Origin of the sequence: uncultured Gimesia sp. (assembly GCF_963976445.1) — a bacterium.
Classification (GTDB): Bacteria; Planctomycetota; Planctomycetia; order Planctomycetales; family Planctomycetaceae; genus Gimesia.
Genome location: NZ_CAXBKP010000010.1, coordinates 186,893 through 206,997, shown reverse-complemented (window position 1 = coordinate 206,997; position 20,105 = coordinate 186,893). Strand labels below are relative to the sequence as shown.

General features: G+C 49.2%; 18 protein-coding genes. 11 read left to right on the top strand and 7 right to left on the bottom strand.

What is annotated here, in order from left to right; translation table 11 throughout:
* Nucleotides 1-22: 22 nt before the first annotated feature.
* Complete coding sequence (locus tag AAC022_RS13625; protein WP_339731735.1) at nt 23-1,027, bottom strand: lysylphosphatidylglycerol synthase transmembrane domain-containing protein; 1,005 nt, start codon at nt 1,025-1,027, stop codon at nt 23-25.
* 401 nt (nt 1,028-1,428) lie between these two features.
* Between AAC022_RS13625 and AAC022_RS13620 the strand changes: the two genes are divergently transcribed.
* On the top strand, nt 1,429-1,752 hold the full coding sequence (locus AAC022_RS13620; RefSeq protein WP_339731733.1) for a hypothetical protein: 324 nt from the start codon (nt 1,429-1,431) through the stop codon (nt 1,750-1,752).
* Between the two features lie 37 nt (nt 1,753-1,789).
* On the opposite strand, the gene AAC022_RS13615 is transcribed toward AAC022_RS13620, so the two are convergent.
* Nucleotides 1,790-3,379: an AAA family ATPase gene (locus AAC022_RS13615; protein ID WP_339731732.1), complete on the bottom strand. Its 1,590-nt coding sequence runs from the start codon at nt 3,377-3,379 to the stop codon at nt 1,790-1,792.
* A gap of 447 nt (nt 3,380-3,826) precedes the next feature.
* Between AAC022_RS13615 and asnB the strand changes: the two genes are divergently transcribed.
* From asnB to AAC022_RS13575, 8 genes are all read left to right on the top strand, one after another.
* Nucleotides 3,827-5,800: an asparagine synthase (glutamine-hydrolyzing) gene (gene asnB / locus AAC022_RS13610; RefSeq protein ID WP_339731730.1), complete on the top strand. Its 1,974-nt coding sequence runs from the start codon at nt 3,827-3,829 to the stop codon at nt 5,798-5,800.
* A 55-nt stretch (nt 5,801-5,855) separates the two neighbouring features.
* The gene (locus AAC022_RS13605; protein WP_339731728.1) at nt 5,856-6,122 is read left to right on the top strand and encodes an acyl carrier protein; all 267 of its coding nucleotides are present in this window, start codon (nt 5,856-5,858) and stop codon (nt 6,120-6,122) included.
* A 19-nt stretch (nt 6,123-6,141) separates the two neighbouring features.
* A complete protein-coding gene (locus tag AAC022_RS13600) occupies nt 6,142-7,698 on the top strand; it encodes an AMP-binding protein (protein WP_339731727.1) in 1,557 nt (518 codons plus the stop codon).
* Nucleotides 7,699-7,787: 89 nt separating this feature from the next.
* Nucleotides 7,788-8,789 carry an NAD(+) synthase gene (nadE, locus tag AAC022_RS13595; protein ID WP_339731725.1) on the top strand — a complete coding sequence of 334 codons (1,002 nt, stop codon included), beginning with the start codon at nt 7,788-7,790 and terminating at the stop codon, nt 8,787-8,789.
* Between the two features lie 41 nt (nt 8,790-8,830).
* Complete coding sequence (locus AAC022_RS13590; RefSeq protein WP_339731723.1) at nt 8,831-9,829, top strand: polysaccharide deacetylase family protein; 999 nt, start codon at nt 8,831-8,833, stop codon at nt 9,827-9,829.
* Between the two features lie 348 nt (nt 9,830-10,177).
* Nucleotides 10,178-10,786, top strand: a complete 609-nt coding sequence (rpsD, locus tag AAC022_RS13585) for a 30S ribosomal protein S4 (RefSeq protein WP_339731722.1) — start codon at nt 10,178-10,180, stop codon at nt 10,784-10,786.
* 219 nt (nt 10,787-11,005) lie between these two features.
* Nucleotides 11,006-11,620 (top strand): nucleoside monophosphate kinase, encoded by a 615-nt coding sequence (locus AAC022_RS13580; protein WP_339731720.1) that lies wholly within the window; start codon nt 11,006-11,008, stop codon nt 11,618-11,620.
* A gap of 66 nt (nt 11,621-11,686) precedes the next feature.
* Nucleotides 11,687-13,162 (top strand): sulfatase, encoded by a 1,476-nt coding sequence (locus AAC022_RS13575; RefSeq protein WP_339731718.1) that lies wholly within the window; start codon nt 11,687-11,689, stop codon nt 13,160-13,162.
* A gap of 17 nt (nt 13,163-13,179) precedes the next feature.
* On the opposite strand, the gene AAC022_RS13570 is transcribed toward AAC022_RS13575, so the two are convergent.
* Genes AAC022_RS13570 through AAC022_RS13555 form a run of 4 tightly spaced genes read right to left on the bottom strand, consistent with a single transcriptional unit; the run spans nt 13,180 to nt 16,476 of the window.
* On the bottom strand, nt 13,180-13,923 hold the full coding sequence (locus tag AAC022_RS13570) for an SDR family oxidoreductase (RefSeq protein ID WP_339731716.1): 744 nt from the start codon (nt 13,921-13,923) through the stop codon (nt 13,180-13,182).
* Nucleotides 13,924-13,974: 51 nt separating this feature from the next.
* Nucleotides 13,975-14,808 (bottom strand): hypothetical protein, encoded by an 834-nt coding sequence (locus tag AAC022_RS13565; RefSeq protein WP_339731715.1) that lies wholly within the window; start codon nt 14,806-14,808, stop codon nt 13,975-13,977.
* A 13-nt stretch (nt 14,809-14,821) separates the two neighbouring features.
* The gene (locus tag AAC022_RS13560) at nt 14,822-15,652 is read right to left on the bottom strand and encodes a hypothetical protein (protein ID WP_339731713.1); all 831 of its coding nucleotides are present in this window, start codon (nt 15,650-15,652) and stop codon (nt 14,822-14,824) included.
* Nucleotides 15,653-15,663: 11 nt separating this feature from the next.
* Nucleotides 15,664-16,476, bottom strand: coding sequence for a hypothetical protein (locus AAC022_RS13555; protein WP_339731712.1), 813 nt, complete (start codon nt 16,474-16,476; stop codon nt 15,664-15,666).
* A gap of 304 nt (nt 16,477-16,780) precedes the next feature.
* Here AAC022_RS13555 and AAC022_RS13550 point away from each other — a divergent pair, with 304 nt between their 5' ends.
* Complete coding sequence (locus AAC022_RS13550; protein WP_339731710.1) at nt 16,781-18,079, top strand: peptidase C45; 1,299 nt, start codon at nt 16,781-16,783, stop codon at nt 18,077-18,079.
* Nucleotides 18,080-18,110: 31 nt separating this feature from the next.
* On the top strand, nt 18,111-18,887 hold the full coding sequence (locus tag AAC022_RS13545; RefSeq protein WP_339731709.1) for a BPL-N domain-containing protein: 777 nt from the start codon (nt 18,111-18,113) through the stop codon (nt 18,885-18,887).
* Nucleotides 18,888-18,930: 43 nt separating this feature from the next.
* Here AAC022_RS13545 and AAC022_RS13540 read toward each other — a convergent pair whose 3' ends face one another.
* Nucleotides 18,931-20,064: a tetratricopeptide repeat protein gene (locus tag AAC022_RS13540; RefSeq protein ID WP_339731708.1), complete on the bottom strand. Its 1,134-nt coding sequence runs from the start codon at nt 20,062-20,064 to the stop codon at nt 18,931-18,933.
* Nucleotides 20,065-20,105 lie beyond the last annotated feature (41 nt).

The window sequence follows — 20,105 nt, the reverse complement described above, 5'->3', positions numbered from 1 at the left end:
CATTGGTTTCCGGCAGCATTGCTTATTCGCCATCGATTCCTTCCAGTTCTTCGAGCTCCTTCTCTGCTTCCTGCTCCGCCTGACTGAGCTTTAGACCTTCGCGGTTCGAAAAGTAGAGTCCGATCAGTGTCACCGGAATGTACTGTGAAAGATGATAGTAAATGGAAGCGGCAAAGACATCGGCCTGCGAGACACCGAACCCCTTTAAACTGAGCCAGAAGCCAAGCTGAATCACACCAAAGAACCCCGGCGTGGAAGGCACAGTCACGAAGAACGCGGTCACTCCCAGCACCACAAATGCTGCTAATGGACTGACTTTGATATCGAAACTCCACAGCGCAATAAAAATGCTCAGGCCGTTGATGGCCCATTGCGCAAAGGAAGTCCAGATAATTCCAAAAGTGAGTCGTTTACTTTTCATCGATGCCATTCCGATGGCACCCGATTGCATCATCTCCAAAACAAGATGTGTCAACTTCTCAGGCAGGAATCGCAGATAACTGAAGATTTTTCGAAACAGACCAATGGCAGCTTGTGTCCAGATCAGATAGGCGGCTAACACCAGAATGGTCATACAAATGACAAGTGCCATGACCAGACTGAAAGAGCGATATTCATCAGGAATATTCGGCGTAAAATAAACCCCAACTCCCAGGAAACACAAAATCGCCACAATATCAAACAACCGTTCCAGAACCACCGTCGACAGGACGGTCGTTTTGGGAATCTGAAACTGCTTACTCAGTACATAGACCCGCAAAAACTCCCCCAGATGAGCGGGAAGAAGGTTGTTTCCCATAAAGCCAATCATCATCGCCGGGGTCACCTGCGATACGGAAAGGTTTTTGACCGGCTCCAATAACATCCGCCAACGCAACGCTTTGAGCCAGAAGAATACAAACAGCAATACCCACAAAACAGGTAGTGTCCAGTAATGCGCACGCTTAAAACTTTCTTTGATCTGATCAAGATCAACCCCCCAGACCGCTGCCATCAGGCAAGCGACTGTGATGATGACTCCGAGCATCAGTTTGATCAATTTTGACTTATTGATTTGAATCTCTCCTGAAATAACGCATCGATATTACTTGGATCACGAAGTGAAACATCATGTTTGTATCGCATCATCTGCCGCCATCATACATCAAGCTATCGCATCCAGCTACAGAAACAAAAACCGCCAGACCTCTGAAACATCCCATTCCCCCAAGATCGATGCGTTTCTAACAGGAATTTTTTACAATGTTTACAGCTTTGCGTTAAAACCTCTTGCCAACTTAATACGAGGATTTTATCCTGCTTACCTCTTCATATGTTTTATCGATCTTAGTTGATTTCGATCAGCATAAGGGATTCTACCCCACAAAAGATTCCCGTTTGGATTTACAGGAATATTTTATCAAGGGATTGAACGCAAGGAGCTCATGGATGAGCATTTTAAAGATTTATTACCCCGACAATACACACTGCGAGCCCGTCGCCTCGCAGGAAGAGTCTTCTTCAATGGTTCTTCCGTTTCAGAAAAGATACCCGAAGGAACCTCATTTTCTTAAACTTAAGAAAGAGGACTGGGTATTGAACCGAGCCCGGATTCTGTTTCAGAACCAACAGTGCCCTGCTTGCAATAGTTCGACTATTGAAAAACTGGAACTGCGAGATGGTTTACTGAACCAGAAGAACCGTATGATTCCCGGTACTTCAACTGTTGTTGGTTTTCGGTGTGAATGCTGTGATACGGAATGGCCCGCCTGACCTCGCGGGCATCGATCGAATCACATCACCGATCGCATCACATCACTGAGAAGTAGTTTTCGACAGCAAAGTCAAAAGCGCCTGGTGAAAGTTTCTTAGGCAGTTCCTTGTAAACGCAGAAATTTTTCACTTGCAGCAACAGGTCGCGTGGCTGACAGGCACGGAAAGGCCGATTGACGGCTTTGTAGTGCGTGTCGACCAGATACTGGTACGACTTTTCGTCGAATTGAAAACCCATCAACGGTGCCATTAACTCAAACAACGCCCGAAACTCCTCATCCGAAGGATCGAGGGCTTCGATCTTGTACGGAATACGCCGCAAAAATGCAGCATCAACAAGATCTTTCGGCTCCAGGTTCGTAGAAAAGATAATCAGCTGGTCGAAAGGAACCTGTATCTTTTTACCACTGGGAAGATTCAAAAAGTCGTAACGTTTTTCCAGAGGCACAATCCAACGATTCAACAATTCATCAACGGGCATTCGCTGACGGCCGAAGTCATCAATCACGAATGTGCCACAATTGCTTTTTAACTGCAGTGGCGCTTCACAGATTTTTGTTTGCGGGTTCTGAGTAATTTCCAGTTCTTTCATGGTCAATTCCCCCCCCGCAATCACAGTAGGACGAATGATCTGTACCCAGCGTGAGTCCACGCCTGATAAATCAAACAGACTTTCAGAATTGTCTTCTTGAATGACCTCTTCATGCAGGCCGGGATCAAAGATACGGATAATATCGCCATCAATGCCCAGACAACGGGGAATCCAGATTGTTGAGCCGAACGCTTTTGTAATTCGTTCTGCAATACTGGTTTTACCATTTCCGGCTTCACCAAACAGAAACATTCCGCGTCCCGAATTCACAGCGGGCCCCAGGCGATCCAACATCTTCGGATTAATAATCAAATCTGAAAACGCTTCCTTCAAATCGGCCTCTGTCGCTTCCTGCTTGGCGATACTCTGGGCTTCCATTGCCCGCAAGTAATCTTTGAAACAAACGGGGGCCGCACCGAAATAGGTACATTCTTGTGTGAAACGCCGAGCGCGCTCGCGTCCCAGTTCGGTAATCGTAAATTCATAATCCCCCATCTCAGCCGTACCACCATAGGCCACCAACTGGTCCTGCTTGGCACGTTTCAAGATCGGGTCGATAATACCAAACGGAAGTTTGACCTGCTGACTGACCTGCCGCCCGGTCTGTGTTCCTTTAGCAAGCAGGTACTTTAAGATCAGGCGTTCGATTTCATCCTGAGTTAAGCCGGTGTCTTCTAAGGTTTCAGGGCATTGAGGAATAAACCCTCCCTGCTGCTCCTCAGCATCGCTCTTTAACAGAGACTGTACACGATTAAACAACTGACTGAGGTGCTGATCTTTACCAATCACGCGCATGGGCTCTACAGCGTCGGTTCCCCCGGAAAGCTCTTCCGCAGTTTTGACAGCCAGCTCTTCGAACGCAGCTTCACTACATTCCTCGTCAGAGTCACCATCGCCGGTCAGATTCAGCATGCTGAGCGAAGCAAGTAATTCTTCCGTGTTGACAGTATTCGATGCAGTTTTGTCCTTTTTATCAGGATTACTGCTTTTGTTTAAGAAACTTGAAAGATCGGATTCAGAGTCGTTTACTGCCATGGTCGGTTCGCAATCAGTCTATTTGCACTGAAATAAACAGAGCGCATCATCTGAATGATATCGCACTGACAATCAAAGGCTGCCAGTAATGATCCAGATAAAATGCAGTGACATTTCATTTTCTTAGATGCAAGGAAACTTTAGGTCATATAACTCGCAAGTCAAATCCCTTCCGAATGAGAATGAACAAGATACCCAAGCTTTCAGTATCGTCCCTGCCAGATGATCCTGTGAATACCCAAATGAGTGCGGGGATCGATTAGTCTGTTTATACCATTCGATTGGATTAAGCATCGCAGAGAAGATACGGCTGTTTATTTTTATGAACGACCGTGCGATCAAAGACTTACGATTTGACTTGATTTCGAAGTGACCTAGATTTCCTCTACTAAGAGGTCCCATTCTCGGGTGGGCAAAGTCTGTCTTCATCTTCGTATCGGATAAAATATGTGTGGAATAGCGGGAATCATTCAGTCTGACCGACAACCTGTCTCACAGGCAGAATTACAGGCCATGATTGAGACACTCAATCATCGTGGCCCCGATGCTTCAGGCATCGCACCATTGGGCCCCGTAGGATTTGCACACAGCCGATTGAGTATTGTCGACCTCGCTGGTGGTTTACAGCCAATGCAGTCTGAAGACGGAATGCTGACGCTCACCTTCAACGGTGAAATTTATAATCATATTGAACTCCGTGCCCTGCTTTCGAGCAAAGGGTATCAGTTCCGTACTCATTCCGACACAGAAGTCATTCTGCATATGTATGCCGAATATGGCCCCGAATGTGTTCAACAATTCAACGGCCAATGGGCCTTTGCCATTCATGATAAAAGACAACAACAGGTGTTTCTCTCCCGTGATCGCATGGGAATTCGCCCTCTTGTTTATACGCAGACACCAGGCCGATTCATTTTCGCATCGGAAGTGAAAGCCCTGTTTTCGCTGCCTGATGTCGAACGCAAGGTCGATCTGACCGCGCTGAACCAGTTGTTTACTTTCTGGTCGCCTCTGCCGCCACGAACATTTTTTGAGGGAGTTTTTGAACTCCCTCCCGCACACTCCATGATTGTCAAAAACGGCCAACTGAAGATCTGGCAATACTGGAACCTGGATTACAGTCCGAATGAAGAAAACCGAACGCTGGATGACTGGGCTGACGAACTGCGAGCGCTGCTAATTGATGCGACACAGCTCCGTCTACGGGCAGATGTCCCCGTTGGTGCCTACCTTAGTGGTGGACTCGATTCATCAGTTACAGCCGCCATCATTCGCAACTTTACGAATGCGCCGCTCAATACGTTCTCGGTGAATTTCAACGACAAAGAGTATGATGAAAGCCAGTTTCAGCAGGAGATGATTCGGGAACTGGGAACCGATCATCAGACCGTCTGCTGCTCATACGAAGACATCGGGCGCATCTTCCCCCAGGTGATTCAGCATACCGAAAAACCCGTCTTACGCACCGCTCCCGCGCCCATGTATCTCTTGTCGCGACTGGTAAAAGAGAACCAGTTTAAGGTCGTAATGACCGGCGAAGGGGCCGACGAAGTGCTTGGCGGTTACGATATTTTCAAAGAAACCAAGATCCGGCGTTTCTGGAGCCGTCAGCCCGAATCAAAGATTCGACCGCTACTGCTAAAGCGACTCTACCCGTATATGAAAAATCTGCAGGCACAGTCTCCCGCTTACCTCAAGGCGTTTTTCAAAATCCGAGAAGACGAAATCAACAGCCCGTTCTTTTCACACCTGCCTCGCTGGGATTTAACATCCAAATTAAAAACGTTTTTCAGTGACGACGTAAAACAGGAACTGGTCAACCAAGATCCACTGGCTGATTTTTCCGATCAATTACCCGAACGGTTTTCGAAATGGCCTTCCTTCTGTCAGGCACAATACCTGGAATCCGTCAACCTGATGCCCGGCTACATCCTGTCTTCTCAGGGTGACCGCATGGCGATGGGAAATTCCATTGAAGGCCGCTTTCCGTTTCTGGATTACCGCGTGGTCGAATTCGCCTCCCGAATTCCCGTGCGATATAAAATGAACGGGTTAAATGAAAAGTTTCTGCTCAAATACGCGATGCGAGATCTGATTCCCGAAAGTATCCGCAAACGTCCCAAACAACCCTACCGGGCACCAGACGCACATAGCTTTATTGATACCGACAAACAGAAAGCCCGCTTCGAATATGTCGAACAATTATTATCACCCGAAAAACTGAAAGACAATGGTCTGTTCCAGCCAAAGGCAGTCCAGCGACTGGTAAAGAAAATTGAACAGGGACGCGCCATCGGCACCCGCGATAACATGGCACTGGTTGGTGTTCTTTCAACACAATTGCTGGTCGAACAAATGATTCAGGGACAACCAGTATCAGCCGAAAACAAACGCACTGAGAGTGCGGCGTTACAAACTTAGTTTTTTCATTACACACAACCCCCTTAACCAATATCTACAGTCTAAAGGTAAGAAAATGAGCTCTATCCAATCGATTCAATCTGACGTTCGGGATTTTGTTGCTGATAACTTTTTATTCGGCGAAGATCCAGAGTCGCTCAACAACGATGATTCATTTCTGGAAACAGGAATTATCGATTCAACGGGCGTCCTCGAACTGGTTGCCTTCATCGAAGACAAATATTCCGTTGAAGTGGATGATGATGAATTGGTCCCTGAAAACCTGGATTCGATTGATCGTTTGATCAATTTCATTGAATCCAAACTCAAAGAATTAGCTTAATTTCCTAAGGAGCAGGCCGTTGTTGCTGCAATCATTTTTAGAACAAAGTGCGCAAGATCATCCCGAGAAAGTCGCGCTGGTCATCGACCAGAAACGATATACCTATCTGGAACTCGAACAGCAAAGCAATCGCCTGGCGCAAGCATTGCTGCAGCGCGGACTGGAACGCGGAGACCGGGTTGCCATCCATCTCGATAATTCGCTGGAAGCCGCCGTCGCGATTTTCGCCGTGCTCAAAGCGGGCGGCGTGTTTGTGATGGTGAATCCCACCACAAAGATCGATAAATTAACGTACGTTCTGAATAACAGTCGCGCTCGCGTTCTGATCATTCCGGAAAAGAAGCAAAAAAACATTGTCGAACACTCCGACCTGCTACCGCATTTGAAAACTGCGATTACTGTCGGAACCGCTGCAAAATCACAGGAACACAATGAACTGCAAATGCCTCGGTTTGAATCCTGGGATCAACTACAGGCAGAGTTCGCCGAACACATTACACCACCGGCAATTCCCACGATCAGCATCGACCTGGCAGCCCTCGTTTATACTTCGGGTTCAACCGGAAACCCCAAAGGGGTGATGCTGACTCATTTGAACATGACCTCGGCAGCACGTTCCATTACGACGTACTTAATGAATGAGTCTTCGGACATCATCCTGAATGTGCTCCCGCTCTCTTTTGATTACGGCCTCTATCAACTGCTGATGGCATTTCGCGTGAGCGCAACACTGGTCCTTGAAAAATCATTCACCTACCCACATGCGGTCCTGCAGAAAATAATCAGTGAGCGTGTGACTGGCTTCCCGCTGGTTCCCACGATGTCTGCCATTCTGTTGAAAATGGATCTCTCGAAATATGACTTTACGAATTTGCGTTACATCACAAACACCGGAGCAGCCTTACCTACAGAACACATTCTGACCTTCAGAAAACAACTGCCCCACGTGCAGATCTTTTCGATGTACGGTCTGACTGAATGCAAACGGGTCTCTTACCTCCCTCTGGATCAGGTTGATACCAGAACAGACTCGGTAGGCATTGCCATGCCAGACACCGAAGTCTTTGTCGTGGATGATCAAGGTCACCGTCTGCCACCAGAACATGTAGGCGAGCTGGTCGTACGCGGTGCGAACGTCATGCAGGGCTACTGGGAATCGCCCGAACAAACAGCCGAACGTTTAAAACCGGCGGAAATTCCGGGAGAAATGCTGCTGTATACCGGCGATTTATTCCGCATGGACCGGGAAGGATATCTCTACTTTGTCGGCCGACGGGATGACATCATCAAAAGTCGTGGAGAAAAAGTCAGCCCGAAGGAAGTCGAGAATGTCCTGTTTACCCACGAGAAAATTTCAGAAGCAGCCGTCGTCGGTGATCCAGATCCGGTACTAGGACAATCCATCCGTGCCATCGTCACTCTGATGCCCGGTGAGGAACTGGCTGAGAAAGAAGTTCTCGCTTACTGCCGAAAGCATTTGGAAGATTTCATGGTGCCACAAAAAATCGAATTTCGGGATGAACTCCCCAAATCTCCGAACGGTAAGATCGATAAAAAACAACTCACACTTCCCTGAAGTGACAGAACAAACACAAACAACGTTACTACAACCAACAAGATGATTTGCTGAACAAAGCTGTCAGCAAATATGGAGCACGCAAAACTATGATTACTCAGACAAAAGCATTCAGCCCTGAATTACTGAACCTCGATTATGCAGCGGAAACAGACCGCATCGTCAAATGGATGCAGGAAACCGTTCGCAAAACGATGCGTAAAAAAGGAGCCGTGCTGGGTTTGTCCGGCGGGATCGACAGTAGCGTGGTCACAGCATTGTGCGTTCGCGCCTTCGGTGCCGACCGTGTCTTGGGAATCATGATGCCCGAACACGACACGAAAGATGAAAGCCTGACCTACGGCCAACTACTGGCTGATCATTTTAATGTCGAAGCCATCGTCGAAAACATTTCACCAATGCTGCAGGGAGCAGGCTGCTACGAACGTCGCGATGTCGCCATCAAACAGGTGATCCCGGAATATCAGCCGGACTGGAAATCAAAAATCGTCCTGCCCAATCTGCTCAAGGAAGGCGGCTACCGCGTCTTCTCTGTTGTCGTACAAACACCATCGGGAGAATTCATCAAAAAACGTCTCCCTCTATCTGCTTACCAAACCATTGTCGCTGCGACCAACTTTAAACAGCGTTGCCGTAAAATGATGGAATACTATCACGCAGACCGCTTGAACTATGCCGTCCCGGGAACGCCGAATCGGCTTGAATACGATCAAGGGTTCTTTGTGAAAAATGGCGACGGTGCAGCCGACTTGAAACCGATTGCCCACCTCTATAAATCACAGGTCTATCAATTGGCCGCCTATCTGGACGTGCCGGAAGTCATTTGCATGCGGCCTCCCACAACCGACACTTATTCCCTGGAGCAATCTCAGGAAGAATTCTTCTTCGCTGTCTCCTACGATAAATTGGATTGCTGTCTCTACGGTTTAAACCACGGTTTCCCAGCTGCAGATGTAGCAGCAGGCATTGGGCTGCCTACCGAACAGGTCGAACTGGTTTACGGCGATATCGAATCCAAAAGAAAAGCGGCCCGTTATTTACACATGCCACCTCAGTTGATTGATTCCGTATCAAAACATGCCGAAGTTTAGCTTACTCCCCAGCCGTCAAAAAACGAATAGGAAACAGGACTGTGAGTAAGAAAGAACTCCTGGCAAAAGCATTCGACTGGTCTGGCTTAAACAGACTCGCCCGATCGACCCATCTCTGGAACGGACTGATTGTCCTGAATTACCACCGGATCGGCGAGGCACATGGTTCACTGTTTGATCACGATCTCTGGAGTGCCTCTGCCGAAGATTTCGACCAGCAGGTACGTTTTCTCAGTCTAAATTTTGATCTAGTCCGTATTCATGATCTGGACGACCTCTGGAATCGGAACAAAGGTCGCTATGTCCTGATTACCTTCGACGATGGCTATCGCGACAATTATGAATGGGCGTTTCCCATTCTCAAAGCGTACAATTCTCCCGCGACATTCTTTCTGACCACAGGTTTCCTGGATCAAAGAAAAGTGGCCTGGTGGGACGAAATCTCCTGGATGGTTCGCAGTGCGACTCAATCATCGTTACCTGAAAATTCATGGACGGGAGACGCTATCTCGCTAAAAGCAGATAACTGTGATCAGTCTATTAAAACACTGCTCAGCGTCTTCAAAAAATTATCTGGCGATAAAACGGAAGCCTTTCTGAACTTTCTGGCTAAAAAAACAGGCGCAGGTCGCTGTCCTCAGGAAATCGCAGACCAGGCCTGGATGAATTGGGACATGGTTCGAGAAATGAATGAAGCCGGCATGGATATCGGCGGCCATACCGTTAACCATCCGATTCTGGCAAACCATCCGGAAGAACAACAGCGGTTTGAAATTGAGCACTGTAAGCAGAGAATTGAAGCGGAAATCAATAACTCGATCTCCGCCTTCAGCTACCCCGTGGGGGGGAAAGACTGCTTTGATCAAAGAACCAGAGACTGCCTGAAACAATCCGGTTATCGCTGGGGCTTCAGTTATTATGGTGGTTACTCTCAACTCGACACACATGACAACTGGGACATCCCACGGATCGCAGTCGAATCCGAAGAACCAGCCACCCTCTTTCGCGCCGCGGTTTCACTTCCACAAGTATTCTGCTGAATAAACTGTACACAAGCTACGTTCCACGACCTGCTCTCCTGCATGGTATCTTTCATTCCTGACTCTTCTTTCCTGATATTTTCTGAGAATTTGTGATCCTATAGCCCAGTTGGTTGACGATTCTGATTGAATTTGCGATAACAACGGACCGCTTTAAAGGTTGTGGTACGCGCAGCATTGTGACGAATACTATAGCCCTGACTGCTATATCTAGTCTGATCCTCTTGGCATTTGACTGTAAACTATTATGTAAGAATAGTTTACTATGATCAGACTCTAATAATAATTCTTTGCCGTTTATCAAGTACAGAGAACGGCAGCTTGTGATTAATGTGGGAGAAAGTCTGAATGGGTCGTTACACTGGACCAAAAGGACGGGTAAACCGTCGCTTAGGAGCTTTGGTTTTTGAAGATGCAGGTGCGACACGCGCATTGGACCAGCGAAACCTTCCGCCAGGAATGTCACAGCGTCGTCGCAAGGCCTCTAACTACGGTCTGGCCTTGATCGAAAAGCAGAAGATCAAATTCTATTACGGCCTACGTGAGCGTCAGTTACGTCGCTACTTCGATAAAGCCCGCCGCATCAAAGGGAACACCGGGGAAGCCCTGCTGGTTCTCTGCGAACAACGTCTCGATAACGTTGTCTGCCGTGCTGGTTTTGCTCAAACTCGACCACAGGCCCGACAGGGTATCGTTCACTCTCACTTCCAGTTGAACGGTGTGACTGTCAATAAGCCATCAATCTGGGTCAAACCCGGCGATGTCGTTACTGTTCGAAATCGACCGAATCTCAAAAAGCTCTATAGTGAGCTCGTTGATTCTTCTGGTCGTCCCGCATGTTCTTGGATTTCCTTGGACAAAAAAGCATTGGCTGCCAACGTGGTCACAGCGCCAACATTTGAAGATGTCAGCCTGCCGGTAGACGTCGGTCAGGTTGTGGCTCTGATCTCCCGATAAGGGAATCTCAAAAATACAAATCAACACTCCGAAAAGCTCATTCGCTTTTCGGAGTGTTTTTTATTTACCTTCATTAATATCTCCCCCTCTGGGGTGAGAATTCATTTATGAAACGTTATTGTTAGAGACTGATCTCAGGTCACTATTTCCTGGATCTGAATACAGAAACCGCCGTGGTTCCTGAAATCATTATCGGCCTTGAAACATAGAGGCATAATTATGGCGACGGAACGTCGAAAAGCCGTCCTGCTGTTTGGTGCTCCCGGAGTTGGTAAAGGAACTCAGGGAAGAATCCTCGGTCAAATCCCTGGTTTTTTCCACCTCTCCAGTGGTGATGTCTTTCGATCGATCGACATTGAATCACCTGAAGGCCAGGAAATCTATAAATACAGTTCGCGGGGCGAACTCGTTCCCGACGATCTCAGTATCCAGATCTGGAAACAGGGCCTTGATGCCCGCGCTACCCTCTCGATGTATAAGCCGAGCAAAGACATTCTGATTCTCGACGGGATTCCGCGAAACATTCAGCAGTCTAAAATCCTGGAACAATACATTGATGTTCTCAAAGTCCTGCACCTAACTTGTAGCGACGAAGAGGAAATGATTCACCGTATCCGTCACCGTGCGATTCGGGAAAACCGGGCCGACGATGCCAACGAAAGCGTCATCAGACGCCGCTTCGAGATCTACCGCGAAGAATCATCGCTCGTCCTCAGCTGTTATCCCGAAGAAATCGTCGCACACATTGATGCCATCGGCTCACCAGCTGGCGTCTTGCTCGCATGCCTCGAACAGTTGGTTCCCGTACAGGAAGCCCACTTCCGAGGCGAATAAAACACAAACGAGCAGAACGGAATACAATAGCGAATAACACAATTAGATGACCAGAAAGGCGCGCTCATGCCCGGTTTTAATCTTGGATGCCCCACGTATCTGAATCGAACACGGATCTCTTGTCTCAGTCTTCTGCTCCTCTTAATCGTGACCGCTTCTGTTCCACCCGCGACCGCAGCCACTCGACCGGCAAAACAGCATCCCAACTTTGTCGTCATCTTTACCGATGATCAAGGCTATCAGGATGTCGGCGTTTTCGGCTCGCCCAACATTAAAACTCCCCATCTCGACCAGATGGCAAAAGAAGGTGTTCGCTTTACCGACTTCTACGCCGCCCAGGCGGTCTGCTCTGCTTCTCGTGCTGCCCTGCTCACGGGTTGTTATCCGAATCGTATCGGAATCAAAGGAGCACTCGGCCCGCAATCAAAAATCGGCATCAACGCCGAAGAAACCACCATCGCCGAAGTCGTTAAGCAACAAGGATACGATACCGCCATCTACGGCAAATGGCATCTCGGACACCTGCCCGAATTCCTCCCCACCCGACACGGCTTCGATGAATACTTCGGGCTCCCCTACTCCAACGACATGTGGCCCTTTCACCCGACGGCCGGCAAACGGTTTCCCGATCTCCCGCTGATCAAAAACGAAACCGTGATTAACCCCAAAGTCACAGGCAAAGAACAGGCACAGCTCACCACCTGGTATACCGAATACGCCGTATCGTTCATCCACAAATGTGGTGACCGGCCGTTCTTTCTCTACGTCCCCCATTCCATGCCTCACGTCCCGCTGTTTGTCAGCGACAAATTCAAAGGCAAATCCGAGCAGGGACTCTACGGCGATGTGATCATGGAAATCGACTGGTCCGTCGGCCAAATCCGACAGGCACTCAAAGAAAACGGCCTCGAAGAAAACACACTGATCATCTTCACCTCCGACAACGGCCCCTGGCTCTCCTACGGCAATCACGCCGGTTCGGCTCTGCCACTTCGCGAAGGCAAAGGAACTGCTTGGGACGGCGGCCAACGTGAGCCCTGCATCATGGCCTGGCCCGGACAAATCCCCGCAGGCACCGTCTGCAACCAGATGGCAATGACTATCGATATCCTGCCCACGATCGCGTACCTCTCCGGCGGAAAAGTTCCAGAGGAGCGCATCATCGACGGTAAAAATATCTGGCCTCTCATGAGCGGCGAAAAAGGAGCCCAATCGCCGCACGAAGCGCTGTACTTCTACTGGGGCGGTCATTTGAACGCCGTCCGTAGCGGTAAATGGAAGCTGCATTTTCCTCACCCTTATCGCAGCCTGAAAGACAAACCCGGTTCCGGCGGCACACCCGGCCCCTACATTCAAAAGAAAACCGGCCTCGCTCTGTACGATCTCAACAACGATATCAGCGAAAGCAAAAACGTCGCCGACCAGCATCCCAAAGTTGTCGAACGCCTGACCGCACTCGCAGAACAGGCCCGCACCGACCTCGGCGACACCGGCACCAAACGCAAAGGCAAAAACAACCGCCAACCCGGCCGGGTGGATTGAGCAGTTTGCTTCGGTAATTAACCTTCCAGCAGCTCCGCTTCGATCACGTTTTCAGCAAAACTTTGATAGGCTGCCCCCACCTGCTTTGCCATCGTGTCCGTGTACACATGAAACTCACCGCTCTTCAAAGCATCCACAATCGCATCCGCGACCAACTCCGGTGGTTCGGCAATCTCCTTGAGACCTGCGGAGTCTCCCATATCCGTATCGATTGGTCCCGGATGAACGCTGATGACCATCGTTCCCTGCTCCTTGAGTAACTCTTTTAGAGCCTGAGTCACTGAATACGCGGCTGCCTTGGAGGCACAATACGTCGAGAACGGCGAAAAGCTCTTGAAGGAAGCCACTGAATTCAATTGCACCAGCACGCCACCACCATTGGCTTTGAGCACGGGCGCGAATGCTTGAGAGACACGAATCAAGCCATACACGTTCGTTTCCATTTCATACTGCAGCGATTCAATCGCATCAGCCGACAGCGGAGTCGCCGCCTTGAGCACTCCCGCATTGTTCACCACCAGCGAAACATCACTGGCCAGTTCCGCCGCTTTTTTGATCAACACCGGCTTCGTCAGATCAAATTCCAGCGGAACCACCTTGTCTCCATAAGCTTCATTCAATGCAGCCACTGATGAGATATCTCGCACAGCCGCATAAACTTTTGCGGCGCCTTCCTTCAGGAGTCCTACCAGAATCGCCTTGCCAATTCCCCGATTCGCCCCGGTTACCAAAGCGACCCGATCTCGAATATTATAAGTCATCAAATCATTCTTTCCCTGAATAAAAACTCCGCGATTGAATCGCACGATCCATTATTTTTTAGATTCATACTCACGTACCGCATCACAGTCATGATTGGCAATCAACACCGCCAGATCCCGAAACGTCTGCAGCTCTGGCGGTAGTGGGTTTTTTATATGCCTCGCAATGAACGCTGCAATCGTCCCCAGAAAGATCATGAAAAACAGCCCCACAATGTAGGTTTCCCCGATATTGTATGAACTCATCACCGGCATCAATGCTCCCCAGAGGAAGCACAATACGATAAAGGTCATCACATCCATCCATAACCAGTAGACGGGAAGCTTCGCCACTCTCTGTCCTGTCATCCAGCGAAGGTGTGACCAGAAATTGATCAGCGAATACCCCTTCAAAACATCCCGAATTTTTGTACTTGGGCCGAAATCCGGAGATCGTTTTTTCAACGTTCTAACGAGTTGTTGAATACCATAAAACGTGCCCGCCGGCCCACACTCTGTTCCCAGCACTTCGACTGGCTGAAAGGAAATCACCGTCGCCCGTGCTGCGATAAATTGTGCCAACCTGCGAAAAGTAAAATCCGCAGCGTGCAGACACTCCCACTCTTCTCGATCGTCCTCAAAAAGATCGAGTCCAAAATACTCGGTCCATTCCTTTTCAGAACATTGAAAATGAAAAAAATACTCCATCATCTGGAACCATGAGAATACATCATCGAGTTCAATCTCTTCCCGTGCCCAACGGGGAATGGGGGTCTGCAGATAATCATCGATGCGAGCATCTGCATCCAAAGCCGGATAGCGACTTAACCAACTTGGCGTATCAGACGTCAGAAATTCCTCTATTCCACACAGAATCTGCTTCTCGGTATATCGTAACGGACTCATTGGGAAATTCCTCTCAGTTATTACTGGAGCTAACGTTTGCAGGAAGCCGCACCGATTCACCATCATGATTGGCAATCAACACTGCCAGATCCCGAAAGGTCTGTGTCTCTGGTGGTAGCGGGTTGGACCAGTAACAACAGACTGAAATAACGCGCCACACGGTATAGGCAGAGAGAACCGTGACTGTCAGAGCGAGATAGTCACCGCCCGGAAGAAAAATCACTACTGCAATGAATAGAGCCAGAAAAAACATCAGACAGCCACAACCTTCTAATAGAAACCAGAATGATTTCAGGTCCGTCAGTTTAGCTCCTGAGCGCCATTGCAATTCGCCCCAGAATTTTTCCAGTTGCCTGCCACGAAACGCATCCAGAATTTGAGTTGAGGGAGTCACGCGACAGGTGGCGGAAAAATACTTGCCCGACAACTCTTCAAGCCCGTAAAAGGCACCGGCAGGGCCGCACGCACGGTCAATCACTGTGACAGGTTGAAACGAAATATAGAGCGCACGCGCTGCAATAAATTCAACCAGTGCCTTGAACGTCAGATGCAGTCCCACCTGTTCTGTCCATTCTTCTTCAGATTGATAACCACAGTCGACACCAAAGAACGCTTTCCACTCCTGCGGGGGACATTCGAAATGAAACAGACGCTCAATGACATAACTAAAGTCGGCAAAATCGAACGCGTTCCATTCGTTGATGTCCTTGAGGTATTGATCGATTCTACGATCAAGATCGGTCACAGGATCTAAAGCTTCGTCGTCATCAAGCCCCAAAGTATCCACCAGACAATCTGCAAGTATCGGAATGATCTGCTTTTCAGAATATCTGAGCTGACTCATGCAAACTCCTCTCACTTTTGAATGGGACTACCGTTCGCAGGAATTTGTATCGCATCACCATCATGGCCTGCAATCCAGACTGCCAGATCGCGAAACGTCTGCAGCTCTGGTGGCAGTGGATCTGAACGATGAGTGTAAAGGGAACTAACAAACCAGGTTGTAATTACATACAGAACTGCACCAAGCAAGATGTAGAAGTTCCCTGTTAAGAACACCATGGGGAAGGCGATCAACAGACCCCAGAAGGCAATCATGCAGCCCCAATTCGTGAGAAATCCCCAGTGTCTCGAAAGCTGAGGCAGCCGCACCTCTGATCTCCAGCTAAGTTGACTCCAGAACTTATCCAGCTGATAACCACGAAACGCGTCAATGATGTTTGTACTCGGCGTCACCTGACATTTCGCTGAAATCAGCTGATTTGGAATCTGCTCGATGCCATAAAACACACCCGCCGGTCGACACTCTTTGTTGATCACCATCACGGGCTCAAAGGAAACCGTATTCACGGCCCGCTTCTGGATAAATCGTGCCAGTACACCAAACGTTAACTGCGGCGCGATCTCGTTTTTCAATACTTTAAGATTAGGCGTTTCTGGAAACCCCAACTCTTCATACAGCTCTTTAAGCGAAATCTTGATGTCGAACAACTTTTCCAGACGGAAAATGAAATCAAGATGATCAACCGGAGCCCTTAAATGATCCTCTTTCATATGCATATCAATGCGTGTCTCAGCATCAAAGGGACGCTCCGTTCCCATCGCATCACACCAGCATTCATAAATGCCGGCCAGAATTTGCTTTTCCGTAAATTGCTTCTCCGTCATCGAAGTCCCCTTTCGGCAATTAACAGTAAACTACTTCGCCAGCGTGTAAGCTCAATACTCCCCATCTTAAAAGATATCACCGGCCGGTGATAGATAATCTTCATTCCTCACTTAAAATCAAGATTTTTTGATTCCACTCCGCATTCTCCTGTTGCACAATATGAAGATTTGATGCAGGTTTGATGAACCCGCATTTTGACGCTTGAGTGAATTGTGAACCAAACTCACAATGATCCAACCATTTAGAAGTCTTCTGTATGTGAAGATTCCAACCGTTTAACTCCCTGAAAAGGATGCACCGATTATGTTCGCGAACCGGGCCTCGCTGATTCGGATGCTCATACTGCTGTTGATCTGGGAATGCCCCCCACTCGAACTACAAGCCTGTACCACCGCCGTCATCAGTGGAAGCGCGACGGCCGACGGCCGACCCCTGCTCTGGAAAAACCGTGACACTTCCGCCAGGCATAACGAAGTCATCCTGCTCACTGCAGGTCCTCTCCGTGCTGTCGCAGTTGTGAATGCGGGCGCTCGCAAGTCGGCCTGGATGGGTATGAACGAATCCGGTTTCTGTATCGAAAACTCATTGAGTAAAGACCTCCGCACCAAAGGTAATAAATCGGGACCTGCAAATGGTCGATTCATGAAACAGGCACTGGAGACCTGTAAAACAGTCGCAGACTTCCAAAAGCTGCTCGACGAAACCAACGAGACCGGCCGTCGAACCATTTCGAATTTCGGCGTCATCGATGCCGAAGGAGGAGCCGCTTTGTTTGAAACCGGCCCCGACAACTACACCATGTTCGATGCCAACGATCCCGAAGCAGCGCCCCAAGGTTATATCGTCCGGTCCAACTTCGCCACCACCGCTCGCGATTTTCCGGCCAATCCCACACCACAACAACTCGGCGAGATCTACTCTGCCGAACGTTATTCGCAGGCCTGTTCCCGACTCGACCTGCAAAAGCCAAAAGGCATCACCGTCGACTATCTCATCCGTAATCTGACGCGTGATCTTTCCAGTAAAACAGGCACTCCCTGGCCCGGCACCGTCAATGGTTCGAAACAAACACTGCCTGCCATCATCAAGACCAACAACACCATCAGCCGTAGCACGACGGTCTCCGCCGCCGTCTTTCAAGGCGTCAAACCGGGAGAAGATCCAAACCTCGCCACGATGTGGACCATCCTCGGCGATCCCAGTTTCTCCCTCGCCGTCCCCTGTTGGGTTGCAGTGCAGGACATCGCCGATCCGCTCACCGATGACAACGGAGCCGCGCTCGGCGAGATCGCCATCACCCTGCGTGCCTGGAGTAAAACTAACGACGGCAAAGGTATCAAAACCGAATACCTGCCCGACATCTGGTCCGATCTCTGGACCGTCGAAGACAAAATCCTGAAACTTACCCAGTCATTTCAGCAGGGACGACGTGAGCATGGTTATTCTGCCGATGCTGTCACCCGCTTTCATCAGAAAATGGCGTCACTTGCGATGACTGCGATGCAAAAAGAACTCCGCGAAATGAAGCAGGCGGCACTCTCCCTGCCAGCGCCACCGCCGCCTCGATTTGCACCGGTCAAAAAGACCATCGTGATTCCCTGACCTCGAATTCATATATAAGGATTTGGTACTGATGCACCATTTCACGTTTCGACTCTCCCGGTTATTTGTCCTTTGTTTTCTGATTCTTCCCTGTCTGGCTGTTGCCGAGGAAGCCAAGCCTGCGACGAAACTGGTTCGAGTGGCTGTATTTGATTATTCCGGAGTTGAATCGAACGGACCCAAAAATCTGAAACGCTTTCTGACACCCGAACATGGCTTCTCTAATCAAGTCATCACTGCTGAGGAAATACGGAACGGCTCCCTCAAGGATTTTGACGTCCTCATCATGCCGGGAGGCAGTGGTGGAAAACAGGCTAAGACCCTGAAACCACAAGGCCGCGAAGCGGTCCGCACTTTTGTCAAAAACGGAGGCGGCTACGTCGGCATCTGCGCCGGCGCGTATCTCGCCTCTTCGCATTACGACTGGTCGCTCGATCTGATCAACGCCCGCGTCTGGGATCGTTCGCACTGGAAACGTGGTCAAAAGAATGTCTCCATCCAACTAACTCCTTCAGGGCAAGAAGTCCTCAGTAACACCAAATCCAAATTCAAAATCTACTATGCTAACGGCCCCTTGCTCGTCCCCGACAATCAACCCAATCTCCCCGGCTATGAAGTCCTCGCCCGCTTTGAAACGGAAGTCGCCCGAAACGGCGCCCCCGCTGAAGCGATGGTTGGTACACACGCCATTATTCGTTCCCGATTCGGCTCCGGTCGCGTCATCTGTTTCAGCCCCCACGCGGAAACCAAAACCGGCCCCAAATCCCTAATCGCCTCCGGCATCTACTGGGCCGCGAATACAGATTAATGCCGACCTGACTCGTTTCCAAAGACTCAAGGTTAGAGCTAGCTTACGCCAACTCAGTATCGACTTTTTCTCTATGATACGGCTTACCAGCACGATAGAGCGTTAAACGCTCGGTATACTCTTCCTCTTCTTCATCCCTGTCAATAAGTTTAAGACTTAGTTCCTGAGATTTCACCGCCTGGTTGAAATCTCCAAATTCAGCATACGCAGCCGCCAGAGTATCGATGTAATCCGCTTCCTTCCATTCTGACAACTCGCACAACGCTTCACCCAAAATAACTGCTTCCAGTCCGTCTCGAAATTCAGCTTCCGGACAAGTTGCCAGAAGCCAGGCGAATTCATTACAGGCAGACTCATCTTTGGGGTCCAGCCGGATTGCCTCGGCAATGTCATTGACCGCATTAGCGTAGTCGCCTTTTATATTCCAAATAGAACCACGATTGCTAAAAGCATACGCCAATTTTGGATCGAGCCAAATCGCCTTGGATAAATCTTGAATCGCTTTGTCGGGTTCGCCAATTCGATTCCATGCAACTCCCCGACTGTTGAAAGCACTCGCACATTTCGGATCAAGCTGTATGACTTTCGTCTGATCTTTGATCGCTTTCTCGAATTCGTCACATTCTTGCAAGGTAACACCACGACTGAAGTAAGCACGCACATATTCTGGATTGAGACGAATCGCTTCGTTAAAGTCTCTGATCGCCTTGTCGAATTCACCTTTTTCCGCCCATGAAAGACCGCGATCGTAGTAGGCTATCGCATATTCCGGGGCGAGGCGAATCGCCTTCGTGTAATCAGTGATTGCGTTGTCGCAGTTACCGACAGCCGCCCATGCAAGGCCGCGAGAAAGATAGCCCCATGCCTCAGCAGGATGCTTCCGGACATACTCTGTGTAAAAGGCTGCTGACTCTGCAACTGGAATAACCTCGTCTTGAGTGATCCAGGCCTCACCCACCCACAGTCTGTTCTCTTCGACCTTGGAAACGGTAAACGGAGCATCAATATTTGTATGAGGAACTTTGATGCCATCCAACAGGAACGTCGAGTCTGGCTTGGCCATGAATTCGCAGCCCAGCCATTCTTCATTAGTGACAGGTGACTTATTCATTAGCAGAGGCACAATCATGGTCAAGGGGGGAATCAAAAACAGAAAACCAGCCCAAAGCGGCATCATTTTTTTGTTTCAAACTAACCGAATGACACTGTATCCAGTGG

Coding starts and splice junctions, on each gene's coding strand:
- AAC022_RS13625 (WP_339731735.1), bottom strand. CDS start 1,027: ATGCTCGGAGTCATCATCACAGTCGCTTGCCTGATGGCAGCGGTCTGG.
- AAC022_RS13620 (WP_339731733.1), top strand. CDS start 1,429: ATGAGCATTTTAAAGATTTATTACCCCGACAATACACACTGCGAGCCC.
- AAC022_RS13615 (WP_339731732.1), bottom strand. CDS start 3,379: ATGGCAGTAAACGACTCTGAATCCGATCTTTCAAGTTTCTTAAACAAA.
- asnB (WP_339731730.1), top strand. CDS start 3,827: ATGTGTGGAATAGCGGGAATCATTCAGTCTGACCGACAACCTGTCTCA.
- AAC022_RS13605 (WP_339731728.1), top strand. CDS start 5,856: ATGAGCTCTATCCAATCGATTCAATCTGACGTTCGGGATTTTGTTGCT.
- nadE (WP_339731725.1), top strand. CDS start 7,788: ATGATTACTCAGACAAAAGCATTCAGCCCTGAATTACTGAACCTCGAT.
- rpsD (WP_339731722.1), top strand. CDS start 10,178: ATGGGTCGTTACACTGGACCAAAAGGACGGGTAAACCGTCGCTTAGGA.
- AAC022_RS13580 (WP_339731720.1), top strand. CDS start 11,006: ATGGCGACGGAACGTCGAAAAGCCGTCCTGCTGTTTGGTGCTCCCGGA.
- AAC022_RS13575 (WP_339731718.1), top strand. CDS start 11,687: ATGCCCGGTTTTAATCTTGGATGCCCCACGTATCTGAATCGAACACGG.
- AAC022_RS13570 (WP_339731716.1), bottom strand. CDS start 13,923: ATGACTTATAATATTCGAGATCGGGTCGCTTTGGTAACCGGGGCGAAT.
- AAC022_RS13565 (WP_339731715.1), bottom strand. CDS start 14,808: ATGAGTCCGTTACGATATACCGAGAAGCAGATTCTGTGTGGAATAGAG.
- AAC022_RS13560 (WP_339731713.1), bottom strand. CDS start 15,652: ATGAGTCAGCTCAGATATTCTGAAAAGCAGATCATTCCGATACTTGCA.
- AAC022_RS13555 (WP_339731712.1), bottom strand. CDS start 16,476: ATGACGGAGAAGCAATTTACGGAAAAGCAAATTCTGGCCGGCATTTAT.
- AAC022_RS13550 (WP_339731710.1), top strand. CDS start 16,781: ATGTTCGCGAACCGGGCCTCGCTGATTCGGATGCTCATACTGCTGTTG.
- AAC022_RS13545 (WP_339731709.1), top strand. CDS start 18,111: ATGCACCATTTCACGTTTCGACTCTCCCGGTTATTTGTCCTTTGTTTT.
- AAC022_RS13540 (WP_339731708.1), bottom strand. CDS start 20,064: ATGATGCCGCTTTGGGCTGGTTTTCTGTTTTTGATTCCCCCCTTGACC.